At 68.1% G+C, this 13275-nt stretch carries 13 protein-coding genes; 5 read left to right on the plus strand and 8 right to left on the minus strand.

Annotation, left to right across the window (positions count from 1 at the left end):
- The first annotated feature begins 11 nt into the window (after positions 1 to 11).
- Positions 12 to 458 (plus strand): ribonuclease HI, encoded by a 447-nt coding sequence (gene rnhA / locus P7644_RS09445; RefSeq protein WP_404303018.1) that lies wholly within the window; start codon positions 12 to 14, stop codon positions 456 to 458.
- Between the two features lie 2 nt (positions 459 to 460).
- Here the strand turns inward: rnhA and P7644_RS09450 are convergent, their stop codons facing one another.
- The 7 genes from P7644_RS09450 to P7644_RS09480 form a co-directional block, all read right to left on the minus strand.
- Complete coding sequence (locus tag P7644_RS09450) at positions 461 to 784, minus strand: thioredoxin family protein (protein ID WP_404303019.1); 324 nt, start codon at positions 782 to 784, stop codon at positions 461 to 463.
- 1 nt (position 785) lies between these two features.
- Positions 786 to 2144, minus strand: coding sequence for a molybdopterin molybdotransferase MoeA (locus tag P7644_RS09455; RefSeq protein WP_404303020.1), 1359 nt, complete (start codon positions 2142 to 2144; stop codon positions 786 to 788).
- Positions 2141 to 2770 carry a molybdenum cofactor guanylyltransferase MobA gene (gene mobA, locus P7644_RS09460; RefSeq protein ID WP_404303021.1) on the minus strand — a complete coding sequence of 210 codons (630 nt, stop codon included), beginning with the start codon at positions 2768 to 2770 and terminating at the stop codon, positions 2141 to 2143. Before mobA ends, P7644_RS09455 begins: the two co-directional genes overlap by 4 nt.
- Before the next feature lie 24 nt (positions 2771 to 2794).
- Entirely contained in the window at positions 2795 to 3931 is a 1137-nt protein-coding gene (gene moaA / locus P7644_RS09465; RefSeq protein WP_404303022.1) for a GTP 3',8-cyclase MoaA, read from the minus strand.
- A 62-nt stretch (positions 3932 to 3993) separates the two neighbouring features.
- A complete protein-coding gene (locus P7644_RS09470) occupies positions 3994 to 4545 on the minus strand; it encodes a DUF2889 domain-containing protein (RefSeq protein WP_404303023.1) in 552 nt (183 codons plus the stop codon).
- 56 nt (positions 4546 to 4601) lie between these two features.
- On the minus strand, positions 4602 to 6035 hold the full coding sequence (locus tag P7644_RS09475) for an aldehyde dehydrogenase family protein (protein ID WP_404303024.1): 1434 nt from the start codon (positions 6033 to 6035) through the stop codon (positions 4602 to 4604).
- Between the two features lie 107 nt (positions 6036 to 6142).
- Positions 6143 to 8221, minus strand: coding sequence for a sodium-translocating pyrophosphatase (locus P7644_RS09480; RefSeq protein ID WP_404303025.1), 2079 nt, complete (start codon positions 8219 to 8221; stop codon positions 6143 to 6145).
- A 269-nt stretch (positions 8222 to 8490) separates the two neighbouring features.
- Between P7644_RS09480 and ppa the strand changes: the two genes are divergently transcribed.
- Positions 8491 to 9021 carry an inorganic diphosphatase gene (gene ppa, locus P7644_RS09485; RefSeq protein ID WP_404303026.1) on the plus strand — a complete coding sequence of 177 codons (531 nt, stop codon included), beginning with the start codon at positions 8491 to 8493 and terminating at the stop codon, positions 9019 to 9021.
- Between the two features lie 378 nt (positions 9022 to 9399).
- Complete coding sequence (locus P7644_RS09490) at positions 9400 to 9909, plus strand: chemotaxis protein CheW (protein WP_404303027.1); 510 nt, start codon at positions 9400 to 9402, stop codon at positions 9907 to 9909.
- A 3-nt stretch (positions 9910 to 9912) separates the two neighbouring features.
- Here P7644_RS09490 and P7644_RS09495 read toward each other — a convergent pair whose 3' ends face one another.
- A complete protein-coding gene (locus P7644_RS09495; RefSeq protein WP_404303028.1) occupies positions 9913 to 11115 on the minus strand; it encodes a GNAT family N-acetyltransferase in 1203 nt (400 codons plus the stop codon).
- 107 nt (positions 11116 to 11222) lie between these two features.
- Here P7644_RS09495 and P7644_RS09500 point away from each other — a divergent pair, with 107 nt between their 5' ends.
- Positions 11223 to 12887, plus strand: coding sequence for an NAD+ synthase (locus P7644_RS09500; protein ID WP_404303029.1), 1665 nt, complete (start codon positions 11223 to 11225; stop codon positions 12885 to 12887).
- Between the two features lie 42 nt (positions 12888 to 12929).
- Positions 12930 to 13268, plus strand: a complete 339-nt coding sequence (locus P7644_RS09505; RefSeq protein WP_404303030.1) for a P-II family nitrogen regulator — start codon at positions 12930 to 12932, stop codon at positions 13266 to 13268.
- Positions 13269 to 13275: the final 7 nt, after the last annotated feature.

The following is a 13275-nucleotide window of genomic DNA, read 5'->3' on the forward strand; positions in this document are numbered from 1 at the left end:
AGGAGTCTTTTTTGAATCAGGTGGTGATCTATACCGACGGCGCATGCAAGGGCAATCCGGGCCCCGGCGGTTGGGGGGCGGTACTGCGTTCGGGTACCTTGGAGAAGGAGTTGTTTGGCGGCGAGCTCGGAACCACCAACAACCGCATGGAGCTGCTGGCCGTGATCCAGGCGCTGGCGGCGCTCAAGCGCCCCTGCCAGGTGGCGCTGTACCTGGACAGCCAGTATGTGCGCCAGGGCATCACCGAGTGGATCCATGGCTGGAAGAAGAAGGGCTGGCGCACGGCCGCCGGCCAGCCGGTGAAGAATGTGGAGCTGTGGCAGCGCCTGGACGAACTGGCGCACCAGGCGGGCCACCGCATCGAGTGGCACTGGGTGAAGGGCCACGCGGGCGACCCGGGCAACGAGCGCGCCGATGCGCTGGCCAACAAGGGTGTGGAGCAGGCGCTGGGGCGTTGACTTCAGGCGATGGCCCGCAGGGCGTCGTGGATCTGCTGCGCTGTTTCGGGGCGCACCAGGCGGGCGACCTCCTGGCCGTCTTGCAAAAAGACCAGCGTGGGCCAGAGCTTGACGCGGTAGCTGCGCCCTAGCGGGCGGCCCGGGCCGTCCTCGACCTTGAGGTGCTGCACGCCGGCCTGGTCCTTGAGCGCCTGCGCTATGAGCGGCTGGGCGCGCTGGCAATGGCCGCACCAGGGCGTGCCGAATTCAAGCACGGCGGGGCCTTGCAGCCGGTCTACCTCCTCGCGCGTGGGCGGCTGGGCCATGTGCTGTGCGTGGTAGGGCATATCAAACAACTCCGTCGAACATCATCACATCCACCATGTCGCCCGCGGCCACATGGCCCTGGTCGTGGTGCAGCACGATCAGGCCGTTGGCCTGCACCATGGAGCTGAGCATGCCCGAGCCCTGGTTGCCCGTGCTGCGCACCTGCAGCGTGCCATCCGCCGCCTGGCTCACCAGGCCGCGCTGGTATTCGGTGCGGCCGGCCTTCTTGCGCAGGGCCTCGGCGCTGGTGGCGCGCAGCAGCGGCGGCGCGGCGCGCGTGCAGCCCATCATGCGCAGCAGGGCGGGGCGCACAAAGGCCAGGAAGCTGACCATGACCGCCACCGGATTGCCCGGCAGTCCGAACAGCACGCTGCCGCCTGCGGCGTCCTGGGTGCTTTCGTTTTGATAGCTGTCGGCACTTTTCTGGTAAGCGTCAGAGGCCGATTTTGCTTGTGATTCCGATCGGATGCGGCCCACGGCCATGGGCCGGCCCGGGCGCATGGCGATGCGCCAGAAGGCCACGTCGCCCAGCTGCCGCATCATGCGGCGCGTGTGGTCGGCCTCGCCCGCGCTCACGCCGCCGCTGGTGATGATGGCGTCGGCCTCGGCGGCCGCGCGGCGAAAGGCTGCCGCAAGCAGCGCCGGCTCGTCGCGCACCACGCCCAGGTCGATCACCTGCACACCCAGGCGCGTGAGCAGGCCGCACACCGTGTAGCGGTTGCTGTCGTACACCGCGCCCTCGCGCGGCGGCTCGCCCAGGCTCAGAATCTCGTCGCCGGTGGAGAAATAGGCCACGCGCAGGCGCCGGTAGACGGTGACGGATCTGAGGCCCAAACTGGCAATCAGGCCAATTGCGGCAGGCGTAAGAAGCTCACCTTTTGAGAGCGCGATGCGACCCTGCATGAGGTCCTCGCCCAAGAGGCGCCGGTTGTCGCCGCGGCGCAGCAGATCGGCGGCGATGTGGATGCGGCCGTCGGCGCCGGTCGTGGTCAGCTCCTGCGGCACCACGGTGTCCAGCCCCGCCGGCATGATGGCGCCGGTCATGATCTTCACGCATTCGCCGTTTGCGACCTGGCCAGCCCAGGCCTTGCCGGCAAGGGCCGTCGCGCCCACGGGGCGCAGCACCAGCGCCTGGCCGGGCATGAGCTGCGCGCCATCGAAGGCATAGCCGTCCATGGCCGAGTTGTCGTGCGGCGGCACGCTGATGGGCGAGACCACGTCGCGCGCCAGCACGCGGCCCAGGGCGTCGAAGATGCCAACCTCCTCGGTCTCGGTGACGGGCGCCACCAGGCGCTGCAAAAAGGCGTTCACGTCGGCGGCGCGCAGCGCCTGCGGGTCGTAGCCTTGCAGCTCGGCGGCAATCTGCTCCAGTGTCTTCATCGGTCTCGCCCCTCCAGCGCGAGCAGCTCGGCCAGGGTGTTGGTGTTGCAAAAGGCCAGCGGGTCGTCGCCCGGCCGGTCGAAGGGCACGATGGCGCAGCGGTGCTGGCTAGCCCAGCGCTCGACCTTGCGCCCGCCTTCCTGGGTGAAGCGCCTCAGGCTCTCGGCCAGCGTCACGCGCAGCAGGCAGAACACCGGCTGGCGGCGCAGGTGCGTGCCGCCGCCAGCCTGCGGCTCGGGGGCGGCGGCCATGGCGATGTCGGCGCCCTGGGCCGTGGCGGCGGCGGCTAGGCGGCTGGCCAGGTCGGAGGGGAACAGCGGGGTGTCGCAGGGCACGGTGAGCAGCCATGGGGTCTGGCAGCGCTCCAGCCCGGCAAGAAAGCCCGCCAGCGGACCGGCATAGTCGGCCAGGCCGTCGGGCCAGACCGGGACGCCGAAGGCCTCGTAGGCCGCCAGGTTGCGGTTGGCGCTGATCATCACGCCGCCCACCTGGGGTTGCAGGCGCTTGAGCGCGTGCCGCGCCAGCGGCAGGCCGCGGAAACACTGCAGGCCCTTGTCCACCCCGCCCATGCGCGAGCCGCGGCCGCCGGCGAGGATCAGGCCCGTGATGTCGTGCGTGTCGATCATGCGTGGATCGCTGGTCGGGCCGGTTCAGCCCCCGATGTAGCTCATCTCTATGCGCCGCCCGCCGCTGTCGGTATCGGCGGGCAGGCTGGCGCGCAGCTCGGAATAGCGGTCGCCGCGGTCCTGCCAGATCTGGGCGATGGCGGCGCTGATCTGCGCGTCGCTGGCGCCTTCGCGCAGCAGGCTGCGCAGGTCCCAGCCCTGGGTGGCGAACAGGCACAGGTACAGCCGCCCCTCCATGGACAGGCGGGCGCGGTTGCAGTCGCCGCAGAAGGCCTGGGTGACGCTGCTGATCACGCCCACCTCGCCCAGCGACGGGTCGTGGTTGCCGTCGGCGCCGGCGTAGCCCCAGCGCTTGGCGGTCTCGCCCACGGCGCTGGGCGAGAGCGGCACCAGCGGCAGTTCGGCCTGCAGCCGTGCGATGAGCTCGGCCGAGGGCAGCACCTGGTCCATGCGCCAGCCGTTGGTGGCGCCCACGTCCATGTACTCGATGAAGCGCAGCGTGATGCCGGTGCCGCGAAAGTGCCGCGCCATCGCCAGGATCTCGTGGTCGTTGGTGCCGCGCTTGACCACCATGTTGACCTTGATGTGCGCGAGGCCCGCGGCCTGCGCGGCCTCGATGCCCGCGAGTACCTCGGCCACGGGGAAGTCGACATCGTTCATGCGGCGGAACAATGCGTCATCCAGGCTGTCCAGGCTCACCGTCACGCGCTGCAGGCCGGCGCTTTTCAGCGCGCGTGCCTTGCGCGCCAGCAGCGAGCCATTGGTGGTCAGCGTCAGGTCGGGCACGCGGCCCTCGGTGGTGCGCAGCCCGGCCAGCTGTTCGACGAGCCGCTCCAGGTCCTTGCGCAGCAGCGGCTCGCCGCCCGTCAAGCGGATCTTGTGCACCCCATGCGCCATGAACAGCCGCGCCAGCCGCGTGATCTCCTCGAAGCGCAGCAGGTCGCCGTGCGGCAGGTAGCGGTAATGCTTGTCGAACACCTCCTTGGGCATGCAGTAGCCGCAGCGGAAGTTGCAGCGGTCGGTGACGCTGATGCGCAGATCGCGCAGCGGCCGCGCGTGCGTGTCGAACAACTGCCCCGTGGCAGGCTCGGCGGCGGCGGGCACGGTGGGCCGCAGCACCCTGCTGCGCTGGTCCACGAGGGGAATGACACGTTCAGCCATGGGTAAATTGTGCCCCATGGCCGGTGTAGGGGTATCGGTAGCAGCGTGTGAATTGATGTGCGTCAATTTGCTTTCGTTGCGCGGCCATAGAACTGCGGATAGTGCTCCTTCACGCCCTGGCCGTGAAAGTCCCAGCCCGTGCACTGGCCCAGATGGCGCGGCGGCTCGTCGCCCTGGCTCTTGAACGCCGCGCTGACGGTCTGGAACGTGGCCGTGGCCAGGTTGAACAGCAGCTCGCGCAGATGGGTGCAGCCGGCCACGCCGCCCAGGTGCGTCTGTATGGACTGGCGCCAGCCGCGCGCCATGCTGCAGCCCACCATGGCCTGCAGGGCGCGCTGGGCCTCGGGGCAGCCCGCCAGGGGATGGGAGTCCATGGCCGATTCGATGGCGCGCACGACCAGCTCGCGGTCCACCGTCACGCGCAGCCACATGTGATGTATGGCTTCGCCCGCGAGACGGGTGCGGCCGGGGTTGCGCAGCGACGGCAGGTCGTATGCCTTGCTGTCGTGCAGTTCGCCCTCGATGTCCCAGAGCCCGTCCTCGCGTTGAAAGCCCTGGTAGGTGACGCGGCGGACATGGCTGGGGGTGCGGGGTGCGGGAGGGGATAGGGGCATGGGGTGAAACAGAAAACCGGGGCTCGGAAAGTCGGGGCTGCAGCCCCTGGCGGCAATCAACCGTGGCGTATGGCCACGGTCTTGAGCGTGGTGAAGCCGTAGAGTGCCTCGAAGCCCTTCTCGCGCCCGTGGCCACTCGATTTGACGCCGCCAAACGGCAGCTCCACGCCGCCGCCGGCGCCGTAGTTGTTGATGAACACCTGGCCGCTGGCGATGCGCCGCGCCATGCGCAGCTGGCGCGCGCCGTCGCGCGTCCACACTCCGGCCACCAGGCCGAACTGCGTGGCATTGGCCAGAGCCACGGCCTCGTCCTCGTCGTGGAAGGGCATGGCGGCGAGCACGGGGCCGAAGATCTCCTGCTGCGCCAGGCGGTGATCCACGGGCACGTCGCGCAGCAGCGTGGGGGCCTGGTAGAAGCCGGTGTCGGGTGCCTCGTCGACCACCGTGCCCTGGGCCACCAGCGGGATGCCGGCCACCTGGGCGTCGGACAAAAAGTCCCACACGCGCTGCTGCTGGCTCTGGCGGATCAGCGGCCCCAGATCCAGGTCCATGGCCGCGGGGCCTACGCGGAGCTGCTCGAAGGCCTGGCCCAGGCGTTCCAGCAGCGGTTCGTAGATCAGCGAGTCGATGAGCACGCGCGAGCCGGCCGAGCAGGTCTGGCCGGCGTTTTGCACGATGGCGTTGACGATCACGGGCACGGCGGCGTCCAGGTCGGCGTCGGCAAAGACGAGCTGCGGGCTCTTGCCGCCCAGCTCCAGCGTCACCGGGCAGTGGCGCTCGGCCGCGGCCTGCTGGATCAGCGTGCCCACCCTGGGGCTGCCGGTGAAGCTGATGTGGTGCACGCCCGGGTGGCGCGCCAGCGCGTCGCCCACCTCGTGGCCGTAGCCGGTGACGATGTTCAGGGCGCCGGCGGGCAGGCCCGCCTCGGCCGCGAGCTGCGCCACGCGCAGCAGCGACAGGCAGGCGTCCTCGGCCGGCTTGACCACGCAGACGTTGCCGGCGGCCAGCGCCGCGCCCACGCAGCGGCCGAAGATCTGCATCGGGTAGTTCCAGGGCACGATGTGCCCGGTCACGCCATGGGGCTCGCGCCAGGTGAGCACGCTGAAGCCGTCCTGGTAGGGAATAGTCTGGCCATGCAGCTTGTCGCAGGCGCCGGCGTAGAACTCGAAGTAGCGCGCCAGGGCGGCTGCGTCGGCGCGGGCCTGTCTGGTGGGCTTGCCGCAGTCGCGCTGCTCGATGGCGGCGAGTTCCTCGGCGTTTTCGTTGATCTTCTGGGACAGGCGTTGCAGCAGCCGCCCGCGCTCGGCCGGGGCCAGCCTGCGCCAGACGCTGTCGTAGCACTGCTGCGCGGCGCGCACGGCGCTGTCTATGTCCTCGGCCGTGCCGCGCTGGATCTCGTCATAGGGCTGGCCGTCGGAGGGGTCAATCACGGCAATGGTGCGCCCGGAGGTCGAGGCCACGCCGGCATTGGCGATGTAGTGGAACTGCATGCGGCTTATTGTGCGGCAGGCCGGCGCGGCGTGCTGAGCCGTGGGTCAAAACGCCTGCTAGCGCCCGTGGATAGGGCGCTGACAGCTTTCATTTTGATAGTATGGCGTCAGCCCGCGTGGAATTTCACCACCAGCGGCACGATGAGCAGCGCCACGATGTTGATGATCTTGATCAGCGGATTCACCGCCGGGCCCGCCGTGTCCTTGTAGGGATCGCCCACGGTGTCGCCGGTCACGGCGGCCTTGTGCGCTTCGCTGCCCTTGCCGCCGTGGTGGCCGTCCTCGATGTACTTCTTGGCGTTGTCCCAGGCGCCGCCGCCGGTGCACATGGAAATCGCCACGAACAGGCCGGTGACGATGGTGCCCATGAGCAGTCCGCCGAGCGCCTTCGGCCCGAGCGCCAAGCCCACGACGATGGGCACGGCCACGGGCAGCAGGCTGGGGATGACCATCTCCTTGATGGCGGCGCTGGTCAGCATGTCCACGGCGCGGCCGTACTCGGGCTTGGCCGTGCCTTCCATGATGCCGGGGATCTCCTTGAATTGGCGGCGCACCTCCACTACCACGCTGCCGGCCGCGCGTCCCACGGCCTCCATGGCCATGGCGCCGAACAGGTACGGGATCAGGCCGCCGATGAACAGGCCCACGATCACCATGGGGTCGGACAGGTCGAACTTCACGGCCTGGCCGTAGCTGTCCAGCTTGTGCGTGTAGTCGGCAAACAGCACCAGCGCCGCCAGGCCCGCCGAGCCGATGGCGTAGCCCTTGGTCACGGCCTTGGTGGTGTTGCCCACGGCGTCCAGCGGGTCGGTGATGTCGCGCACGCTGCTGGGCAGCTCGGCCATCTCGGCAATGCCGCCGGCGTTGTCGGTAATCGGCCCGTAGGCGTCCAGCGCCACCACGATGCCCGCCATGCTGAGCATGGACATGGCGGCCACGGCCACGCCGTACAGCCCGGCCAGCATGTACGAGACGATGATGGCCGCGCACACGAAGAGCACCGGCCAGGCCGTGGAGCGCATGGACACGCCCAGCCCGGCGATGATGTTGGTGCCGTGGCCCGTGGTGGAGGCCTGGGCGATGTGGCGCACCGGCGAATATTGCGTGCCGGTGTAGAACTCGGTGATCCACACCAGCGCCGCCGTCAGCACCAGGCCGGTGGCGCAGGCGCCGAACAGGCGCGCCTGCGCGCCCGTGCCGCCGAGGGCGTTGTCGGGCACCACCCAGGCCGTGACGAACCAGAAAGCCACCAGCGACAGCACGCCGGCGATGGCCAGACCCCGGTACAGCGCCGGCATGACGTTCTTCATGCCGGGGCTGGCCTTGACGAAGAAGCAGCCGATGATGGAGGCGACGATGGACACCGCCCCCAGCGCCAGCGGGTAGGCCACGGCCGCCATGGGCGCCGCGGTGACCAGCAGCGCGCCCAGCACCATGGTGGCGATGAGCGTGACGGCGTAGGTTTCGAACAGGTCGGCCGCCATGCCGGCGCAGTCGCCCACGTTGTCGCCCACGTTGTCGGCGATCACGGCGGGGTTGCGCGGGTCGTCTTCGGGAATGCCGGCCTCCACCTTGCCCACCAGGTCGGCGCCCACGTCGGCGCCCTTGGTGAAGATGCCGCCGCCCAGCCGCGCGAAGATGGAAATCAGCGACGAGCCGAAGGCAAAGCCGATCAGCGGATTGAGTGTGGCCGACAGCGTGGCATTCGCCCCTGCCTGGCCGAGCAGGAACCAGGCAAAGCCCGTCACGCCCAGCAGGCCCAGGCCCACCACCAGCATGCCGGTGATGGCGCCGCCGCGGAACGCCACGTCCAGCGCCGGGCCTATGCCTTGCGTGGCCGCCTGTGCGGTGCGCACATTGGCGCGCACCGACACATTCATGCCGATGAAGCCGCAGGCGCCCGAGAGCACTGCGCCGATGACAAAGCCAATGGCCGTGGTCGCGTCAAGAAAGATGCCGATGAGCAGCGCCAGCACCACGCCCACCAGGGCAATGGTCTTGTACTGGCGCGCCAGATAGGCGGCCGCGCCGGTCTGTATGGCACCGGCGATCTCCTGCATGCGGGCATTGCCCGGGTCTTTGGAAAGAATCCAGCTGCGGGTCCAGATGCCATAGGCCACGGCGATCAAGCCGCAGACCAGAGCCAGGATGAGAGGGGCAGTCAGCGCTGAGGTGGAACCAGCCATTCGTTATCTCCATCGTTTGTCTTGCTCGGACGGGAAGCGCAACGCGGGTGGTGGTGCTTCCCCTGCGTTGCTTCCTCGCCATGCCGACACGGTGAATCGACGGAGGACGATTGGCCAACAGGGCCAATTTACTGCGAAACACTCGGTTGCAAGCTGGCTGCAAGCAGCATGGGCCTAAAATTCAGGGTTAATCCCGAACTGCCAGTACGGCCACTTGCGTGCTGATCGGCGCGGGAGTCACGCCAAATCAACTACACCCCCCCCCAACCATGTCGCTGAACAACGTCAAGCCTGGCAAGAACATCCCCGAAACCTTCAATGTGGTGATCGAGATCCCCGCGGAGTCCGATCCCGTGAAGTACGAGGTGGACAAGGAGTCCGGCGCCGTCTTCGTGGATCGCTTCCTGACCACGGCCATGTACTACCCCTGCAACTATGGCTACGTGCCCCAGACCCTGTCGGGCGACGGCGACCCGGTGGACGTGCTGGTGATCACGCCCTATCCGCTGCTGCCCGGCGTGGTCGTGCCCTGCCGCGCACTGGGCATCCTCAAAATGGAGGATGAGGCCGGCGTGGATGGCAAGGTGCTGGCCGTGCCCACCACCAAGATCCTGAAGATGTATGAGAACTGGAAGACCGTGGAGGACGTGAACCCCATGCGCCTGAAGGCCATCAGCCACTTCTTCGAGCATTACAAGGACCTGGAAGAGGGCAAGTGGGTCAAGGTGCTGGGCTGGGAGAGCATCGACGCCGCGCACAAGGAGGTCGTGGACGGCGTGGAGAACTACAAGAAGGGTTGAGAGACTGAGAGTCTTTCCCCTATGCCCGCCTTGCACGCCAAAACACCCCCGCTCTTCGTTGCAAATGCTCGCCATAGCCCGAGCTATGGCTGTGCTTTGCGCCTCGATCGGGTGCGTTTTGACGCGCCTTTCGGGCACGAGGAAAAAACTCTCAGCCTCTGAGCGCAAGGGTCCTCCCATCTCACCGCGAAAGCCTGCCCGCAGCAGTTGCCGGCAGGCTTTTTGCTGGGTGCGCCGGGCAGCGCTGGCCCGTAGGTTTTTGGCAGAATTGTCAAGATAAGTAACCGTTAACTGCTATGCTGCACGGTCTGTGCGGCGTGCCGTTTGGGCTTGCATCGGCTTGGCCGTTCGCTCAAGACCATTTCTCAAGGAGTTGTCATGTTCTCTTCCGCTGCCCAGCGTTCTTCCCCAGCCAATGCCAGCGCCAGCAGCGCCGCGGAGTACCTGACCTTCCGCCTGGGCCAGGAGGAATACGGCATCGACATCCTGCGCGTGCAGGAGATCCGCTCCTACGAACAGCCCACGCGCATGGCCCATGCGCCGGAGTTCATCAAGGGCGTGATCGACCTGCGCGGCGTCATCGTGCCCATCGTCGACCTGCGCCTCAAGCTCGGTTGCACCGCGGCCGACTACACGGATTTCACCGTGGTCATCATCCTCAACGTCGGCGGCACGGTGCTGGGCGCCGTGGTGGACGCGGTGGCCGACGTGGTGGCTCTGCCGGCCGAGGCCATCAAGCCGGCGCCGCAGTTCCAGGGGCAGGTGGACGCTTCGTTCGTGCGCGGCATTGCCACGACGGGCGAGCGCATGCTGATCGTGGTGGACATTGAATCGCTGCTCAGCGGCTCCGAGCTGGGGTTGGTGCAGCAGGCCGTGGCTGCGGCCTGAGCTTTAGGCCCGCTTGAACGGGCTGCGCATGTGCAAATCCGCAAGGTAGTACGCCACGCCTTGGTCCTCGCGCGCAAGAAAACGATCCACTGCCTGGGCGAAGGCCTGATGCGCCAGCCAGTGCGCGCTGCCGGCCTGCACGGGCATGAGGGCGCGGGCCATTTTGTGCTCGCCCTGGGCGCCTCCCTCGAAGCGTTGCACCCCCTGCGCAATGCACCAGGCGATGGGCTGGTAGTAGCAGGCCTCGAAGTGCAGGCAGTCCACCCGCTCCAGCGCACCCCAGTAGCGGCCATAGGCTATGGTTTTTGAGCCAAATTGGATTTTGGCGCTTTCTGGGTAAGCGCTGACAGCTATCAAACTGGAAGCGATCGGGTGTCCCGCACGCTCGGCCACGAACAGCACCCAGGCCTCGGGCATGTGCTCTTGCATGTGCGCGAAGAAGGCGCGCGTCAGGTAGGGCGGGTTGCCGTGCTCCAGGTAGGTGCGCTTGTAACAGCGGTAGAAGAAGTCCCAGTCGGCAGCGGTGATCTCGCGCCCGCGCAGCACGCGAAAGCGCACGCCGGCATCGTGCACGCGGCGGCGCTCCTGGCGAATCTTCTTGCGCTTGTTCTGGTTCAGCGACGCCAGGAAGTCGTCGAAATCCGCGAACGGCTCTGCGCCGGCGGGCCGCCGGTTGTGCCAGTGGAACTGCACCTGCTGGCGCAGCATCAGGCCGGCCGCACGCGCGGCGGCCAGGTCTTCCTCGGCCGCAAACAGCAGGTGCAGGGACGACAGGCCGGCCTCGCCCGCCCAGGCGATCAGCGCCTGCAGCAGCGCGGCACGGGCGTCGTCGTCACGCGCCAGCAGGCGCGTGCCAGGCACGGGCGTGAAGGGCACGGCGACCACGGCCTTGGGGTAATAGGGCAGGCCATGGCGTTCGTGCGCCTCGGCCCAGGCCCAGTCGAAGACATATTCGCCATAGGAATGTGTCTTGACGTACAGGGCGCAGGCGGCGTGCAGCGTGTCGCCTTGCCATAGCGTGAAAAAGCGCGGCGCCCAGCCGGTGCCAGCCGTGGCGCTGGCGCTGTTCTCCAGCGCCGCCAGGTAGGCGTGGCGCATGAAGGGGGTGGGCTGTGCCTGGCGCGCCAGCAGGGCGTCCCAGGCATTGGCAGCGACCTGGGTGGCCGAGTCGTGCAGTTGCAGGTCGTAGCGGGTGGTGGCGGGCAAGGGTGTGGCGTAACGGGAACGGGGCGCCCATCATGGCGCCAAAACCGTTGCCCCACGCGGCCTGGGGGCAGAGGGCATAATCGACCGCGTTTTTTCGACCTCCCCCTATGTCCTTCGTCATCAGCATCGCCCAGCTCAATTTCGTGGTGGGCGACGTGCCGGGCAATGCCCGGAAAATCATCTGCGCCGCGCAAGAGGCGCATGCCGTTGGCGCCCGGCTGCTGCTCACCCCGGAACTGGCGCTGTGCGGCTACGCGGCCGAGGACCTGTACCTGCGGCCGTCCTTCCTCTCCGCCTGCGGGCAGGCCCTGGCCGAGATCGCCGCGGCGACGGCCGCGCTGCCCGGCCTGACCCTGGTCGTGGGCCACCCGCAGCGCATGCGCCAGGCGGTGGCCGAGGCCGATCACAGCCTGTGCCACAACGCCGCCAGCGTGCTGCGCGCGGGGCGCATCGAGCAGACCTACGCCAAGCAGTACCTGCCCAACTACGAGGTGTTCGACGAGCGGCGCTACTTCGTTCCGGGCACTGACAGCTGCGTGTTCGAGGTCGAGGGCCTGCGCCTGGGCCTGCTGATCTGCGAGGACGCCTGGTATCCCGAACCCGCCCGCCGCGCGCGCGAGGCGGGCGCGCAGATGCTGGTGACCATCAATGCCTCGCCCTACCACCTGGGCAAGGGCGCGGAGCGCGAACAGGTGATGCGCGCACGCGTGCTGGAGACCGGCCTGCCCCTGGTCTACGCTCATCTGGTGGGCGGGCAGGACGAGGTGGTGTTCGAGGGCCGCTCGTTCGCGCTGAACGCCGACGGCAGCGTGGCCGCCCGTGCGCCGGGTTTTGAGGAAAAAATGCTGTTTGCGCAGGTGCATAAAGCGCAAACAGCTATCACTATCGAAGCGGATGTGGCGCCCGCCGAGGGCTGGGAGGCCGAGCTCTGGTCCGCCCTGGTGCTGGGCGTGCGCGACTACGTGGGCAAGAACGGCTTTCCCGGCGCGCTGCTGGGGCTGTCGGGCGGCATCGACTCGGCCCTGGTGCTGGCCATCGCCGTGGACGCTTTAGGCGCGGACAGGGTGCGCACGGTGATGATGCCCTCGCCCTACACCGCCGACATCAGCTGGATCGACGCGCGCGACATGGCCGAGCGCCTGAAGGTGCGCTACGACGAGATCGCCATCGCCCCGCAGTTCGAGTCCTTCAAGGCCGCGCTGGCGCCGCAGTTCGCCGGCCGGGCCGAGGACACGACCGAGGAGAACCTGCAGGCGCGCATCCGCGGCACGCTGCTCATGGCGCTTTCAAATAAGTTCGGCAGCGTGGTGCTGACCACGGGCAACAAGAGCGAGCTGGCCACGGGCTATTGCACGCTCTATGGCGACATGGCCGGCGGCTTCGCCGTGATCAAGGACGTGCTCAAGACGCGCGTGTTCGCGCTGGCGCGCTGGCGCAATGCCCACGACCCGTACGGCACGGGCGCCAACCCCATCCCCGAGCGCATCATCACCCGCCCGCCCAGCGCCGAGCTGCGCCCGGACCAGACGGACCAGGACAGCCTGCCGCCCTACGAGGTTCTGGACGCCATCATCGAGCGCTACATGGAGAACGACGAGCCCTTGGAGGACATCGTGCGCGCCGGGTTCGACCGGGCCGACGTGGAGCGCGTGACCCGCCTCATCCAGGTCAACGAATACAAGCGCCGCCAGGCGCCCGTGGGCGTGCGCGTCACGCGCCGCAGCTTCGGCAAGGACTGGCGCTACCCGATGACCAACAAATTCAGGGCCTGAATCCGCCTTGTCCGAAATTTTCCATCTCCAGGAGTTCCCACCATGCAAATGATCACCGCCGTCATCAAGCCCTTCAAACTGGAAGAGGTCCGCGAGGCGCTGGCCGAATGCGGTGTCACCGGGTTGACGGTGACCGAGGTGAAGGGCTTCGGGCGCCAGAAGGGCCATACCGAGCTCTACCGCGGCGCCGAATATGTGGTCGATTTCCTGCCCAAGGTGAAGATCGAGGTGGTGGTGCGCAGCGAGGACGTGGACCGCTGCGTGGATGCCATCGTCGCCGCGGCGCGCACCGGCAAGATCGGCGACGGCAAGATCTTCGTCACCGCCGTGGAGCGCGTGGTGCGCATACGCACCGGGGACCTGGACGACGCGGCGGTGTGAGCGCCCG

It is taken from the genome of Alicycliphilus denitrificans, assembly GCF_044792555.1.
GTDB lineage: Bacteria > Pseudomonadota > Gammaproteobacteria > Burkholderiales > Burkholderiaceae_C > Alicycliphilus > Alicycliphilus denitrificans_A.